General features: G+C 53.2%; 4 protein-coding genes. All 4 read left to right on the top strand.

Annotated features, from left to right (window positions below):
* Positions 1-3,817: LPD38 domain-containing protein (locus tag L691_RS33235; RefSeq protein WP_198023127.1), on the top strand; the 3,817-nt coding region annotated here is incomplete at its 5' end.
* A gap of 52 nt (positions 3,818-3,869) precedes the next feature.
* On the top strand, positions 3,870-4,217 hold the full coding sequence (locus L691_RS0127295; protein WP_025693354.1) for a hemolysin XhlA family protein: 348 nt from the start codon (positions 3,870-3,872) through the stop codon (positions 4,215-4,217).
* Between the two features lies 1 nt (position 4,218).
* Positions 4,219-4,923 (top strand): M15 family metallopeptidase, encoded by a 705-nt coding sequence (locus L691_RS0127290; protein ID WP_025693353.1) that lies wholly within the window; start codon positions 4,219-4,221, stop codon positions 4,921-4,923.
* A gap of 3 nt (positions 4,924-4,926) precedes the next feature.
* On the top strand, positions 4,927-5,109 hold a 183-nt coding region (locus L691_RS0127285; RefSeq protein WP_025693352.1), incomplete at its 3' end, for a hypothetical protein.

Below are 5,109 nucleotides of genomic sequence, written 5' to 3'. Positions count from 1 at the left end.
GATCGCGGACACGATTGGTCGTGTCGCTCCTAAGGTTACGCCTCAGACGGCGCAGCGAATCGCCCGTAACGGGCTGGCTGAAACTATCGCTGGGCCATTGCAAGGCGTAGCTGGAGGTCTGGCTAATCAGCAAGACAGTGACAGGGAGATTGTTTCAAATGCGCTTCTCGGTCTTGCTGGAGGTGCAGTCCTAGGCTTTGGTGGCGCGGCAGCTGGAGCTGGTCTACGAAATCTCTTCCGGGCGAATGGAATTCCGGAAAGTGAAGTGTCCGAACTGCTTGCACTGCCTGAAGGGCGGGGAACAGCACGGCAATCTGCGGCAGCTGGTAGATCTAATTTGGCAGCTGGAACCGAACCTATCGCCAATCCATACGCTTTCGAGCTTCCAGAAGCGACAGACGGAACCCGGCGGGCAGCGGGGAACGCGGCATCAGGTCGTCAAGGCATACGGGAGATTGATAGCACGCTGAACGAATTGAATACACGATACGAGCAGGCTATCATCGACGAATATAAGCTGCTGAAGCAACAGCGGGATACCCGGGGTGGCGTGCAACAGGGTCAACTTCAGCGGAATGCAGCAGGAGAGGTTGTCGGCCGGACTGGGCGCATATCGAACAATCCTCTTTGGTACCAAGAATTTTATGCCGAAAACGCCCGCGTTCCTACCAACAAGGACCTATATGAATTGGCGCGGCAACGGGTGGATACCGGCTTTGTGGACGAGACTGGACGGGTTACCTCTTGGCGTGAACAGAACAGATATGATGAACAACTTGCGGGTTATCAGGCTGCCAGGGATAACCTAGCGCAGAGCGTACGGGAAATTGACCCTGCGATTAACTTCACTGACGCTCCTCTTGCGACGCAGCGTCTGAAGGATCTGCGGCAAACTGGGCAGCGCAGTCGGCAGCAGCAGTTACCTGAACCATCCGACGTAACCATACCTTCACCGACACAGGTGGATAACGTCTCTATGACGGCACGGGAAAGGGATATCAATGCCCGTGTATCATCCGGTGGGCAGCCTACACAGGACGATATCGACTATCTGCTTCAGCTCGGGGATACTCGCGCAGGAGCTGGACGAAACGCGGCGGAGACTCCGATTATTCAGCCGGAGACGCCAATGCCTGCGGGCGAGCCTATCCTGCGACCCGGGCAGTTCGATGAGCAGAGCGGAATTGGTATTTCTGCCTTTGGCAGATCTGAGCCATACGACTCCTTGAAGACGGATACTAGGTCACAGCTTGTTACTCGGCAGCAGCGAGATTCAGCAGGCTTGACCGGGCTCAGCGATCGCGCCTATACCGCTTTAGTAGATGACCTTCACACCCTTAATCAGCAGGATAAGATTCTGGAGAATATCCTAGATCGTCCACTATCGGCCAGCGAGCGCACCCATACGCTAGGTTTGGCTTCACGCGGAGCAGATGTCGTTTCCAAGAGAATCATTACCGACGGTTTAGTCGATTCTAGGGGCCAGGTTGTTGGCGAGTCGTTCAAGGACGTATTATCGCCGCTGAAGTCGCTCATGCGCAAGAATAAGCGTATCTATGTTGACTTCGAGGATTATCTGCTTAACAAGCATGCCATTACGCGAGCAGAGCGTGGTGAAAAGGTATTCCGGGACGAACTAGCTTGGACTCCTGATTACGGTGCGCAGAAAGTTGCAGAGTATGAGCAGATGTTTCCGGAATTCAAGGAGGCAGCGGATAAGTTCTATGCCTTTAACCAGCAAATGGTGAAGTCATGGCTGGTCGATACCGGTATCATTACGCAAGAGACGGCTGACGCCTGGCTTGCGCAGAATCCGTTCTACGTTCCGAATAAGCGTCAATTCACGAAACTGGAGAAGACCGGCAAGGGGTACGGTGGCGGGAAACGCGGCTTTGGAAATCAATCGAATCCGGTAAAGGGCTACCAGAAAGGCGGTTCACAGCGGAAGATCATCAGCCCCATCGAGGCGACCATTGAGAACGTAGACGCCTACGTCAAAGCGGCCAAGCGGAACGGCGTTATGCAGCAGTATGTCAGGAATATTGAGCGGGCGCCGGAAGCCTTTGAAAACTGGGCAGAGATCGTCAAGCAGCCAGAGCGACCAGCAGATATTACGAAGATGCTGCTGACTGATGATATGGAAGCAGACGGCATAGATCAATTAATCAGCCGATTCAGTGATGACTTTGACAAAGCCATGCAACAGACTAAGCTGGACAAGGACAATATCGTACGGGCTATGGTAGATGGTCAGCCGGTTCAAGTGAAGATTAAAGATCCGCAGCTTCTTGCGGCAGTGACGGCACTTGGGCCACAGAAGAGCGGATTCTTACTCAATCTAGTAGGCAAGCTGACCAATAACATGAAGCTTTTGACGACGGGCAATAACCCAGTGTTCTCTTTAACCCGAAATTTGTTTCGCGATATTCCGCAGGCTTATGTCGCGTCCCGGACGAGTGATAACCCAATTGCCTTTGCAGCGGATCTGATCAGCGCGGCCATGGATATCGGCATGAAACGTGGGGCGTACAGTGATTTCCTGAACATCGGCGGCGGCCATGCGTCCTCGGTAGCTGCCGACCGTAATCTGTTAGGGCAAAGCAAACGGGCGGTACTGCCTCAATCCGGGCTACAACGAGTGCACTATGGCATTAAGGACAATTACGAGAATTTTTTGAATGCTGTTGAAATCGCTCCAAGGCTAGCAGAATTTAAGCGTGTCCAGAAACAGGGGGGCGATATGCAGGCGGCACTTGCGGCAGCGCAGGACCTGACTGTCAACTTCAAACGACGCGGGTCGCTGTCGGGGGAAGTTGACAAGGTATTCCCGTATTTCAACGCAGCACTTCAGGGTCTAGATAAAACCGTAAGGACGTATAAAGATGATCCGGTTAGAGCTATTGTAAAATCCATTATCTCGATCACGCTGCCGACAATGGCGCTTTATGCAGTCAATCGGGATGATCCGAATTACCAAAAGTTGAGCAACCGGGTTAAGGATGCATTCCTTATGATTCCCCGAGGTGACGGCACGTTTATTAAGATCGCCAAGCCTCAGGAGCAAGGCAGTATCTTTTCCGACCTTCCGGAGCGCTTGATGCGTCTTTTCGCCGACCAGGACCCGGCGGCGTTCCGTGACTTCGCCGACCGACTCCGTACGACCTTCATCCCGCCAGGCATCCAGGGAGTGACGGGGCAGCGCGGAGTCATCGGCGGGTTGCTCGGGGATACCATCCTCGGACCGGGAGTGGATATTGTCGCCAATGAATCATGGTCAGGTGCACCGGTTGTTCCAGCTTATTTGCAAGACCTATCGCCCGGACTCCAGGCGGATGCGAAGACAACATGGCCTGCTCGAAAAATCGGCGAGCTAACATACGGCACCCCGTTTGAGGTTTCGCCTAAAAATATCGACTACCTTACCAAGCAGTATACCGGGTGGATCGGTCAGTTCGGCCAGCCGCTGCTGTCTTCCGGCGGAGACGCGGGTTATGCGCTGTCCTCGCAAATGACGGCAGACCCTGTATTCAGCAATGACTTGTCCACCGAGTTCTATCATTATAAGGACAAGTTAGATCAGGCCAACAATGACAGCGATCTAAGACCGCTTCCAGATTGGTACAGTGAGCCGTTGCGTAAGAAGCTCGCTAAGATCAGCAAGCAGATGTCTGCGATCCGTGCAGACATGCGCGACGTTCAGGGCGATAGATCCCTGTCCAATGCTGCCAAGCGCAACAAGCTTCGTGACCTGCAGGAGCAGATTAACAGCAAGGCCGAGCAGGGCAATGCACTGGCTCGCGACAAGGTTCCATATTAAATCAAGGCGCGCTCTTATGGGCGTGTCTTTTCTATATTTTCGGAGGTGTGTTATGGAAACGGAAGAAGTACAGACAGAAGTATTACAGCGCATTACCCGTGTGGAAACAAAATTGGATAATATGGAGTCCAAATTGGATGCAGCTCTTAATGCTAATGAAAAGGCTGTAAAAGCGTTATCGTCTGCAGATTCGGCGCACCATAGATTGGATGAGCTGAGGCCAGTAAAGACGATGGCAGAGGATGCGGTACGTAAAGCGGATCTAGCTTTGGTTCGGCTTGATCGCCACGATGACGACCAGAAATGGTTTAAACGGACATTTTACGGTGCAACTATTACGGCTATTGCTGGAGCGCTCGTAACAGTCGTTTGGGCCGCACTTAAATTAGGAGGGAAATAAATTGCTCACACTTGAACAAGTACAAGCCAAGTCCGCGTCTAAGCTGAGCGGGCTTCATCCCGTTGTCCGGAAGGCCACGGAAGCACTGATTGAAATCTGCTACAACCGAGGCGTGCCGATCGTCATTACACAGGGCCTGCGGACGAACGCGGAGCAGGACGCCTTATATGCGCAAGGACGTTCGGCAGATGGCCGTATCGTGACCAACGCCAGAGGCGGGTACAGCTTCCATAACTTCGGGCTTGCGGTTGATTTTGCGCTGCTTCTGCCGGATGGTCGCACGGTATCCTGGGACCAGTGCCGGGATGGTGACGGTGACGGAGTAACTGACTGGGACGAGGTCGTTGCTATAGCCAAAACATTAGGTTTCGAATGGGGTGGAGACTGGACCGGCATCAAGGACTATCCGCATTTCCAAGTGGTCTTTGGCCTGACAACTGCGCAGCTAAGGGCAGGTCGGACACCTACGGAAACGGATCAGGCCCGAGCTATGGCCGCAATTGAAAGATTAACAGAGGAGGAACGAGACGTGAAGGTAGACAAAGCAAAGGTAATCGTAAACGGCGAGAAATTGGCAGAGGAAAGTGTGCTTATTGAGGGTCGGACCTACGTCCCGTTGGCTGCGATCGGCAAGGCTATCGGAGCTACGGTAGGTTGGGACAACAAGACCAAAACAGCAACACTCACCACCAAGGAGGGAAAATAATATATGAATAATCAAAATTTAACGGATGTATTGGCCTTTGCTTCGGTGTTGGCCGTATTTGTATTGGCTGGAGTGCAGCTGGTTAAGACGACGGTTACGCTGCCCAAGAACATCATCCCGCTGATCGGCGTCGGCATTGGCCTGGTGATCGGCTGGGCAGCCGCACCGTTTACGGACCTTGGCCTG

The sequence above is a fragment of the Paenibacillus zanthoxyli JH29 genome, from assembly GCF_000520715.1.
Lineage (GTDB): Bacteria > Bacillota > Bacilli > Paenibacillales > Paenibacillaceae > Paenibacillus_AQ > Paenibacillus_AQ zanthoxyli.
This window is presented reverse-complemented; position numbering and strand designations above follow the sequence as displayed.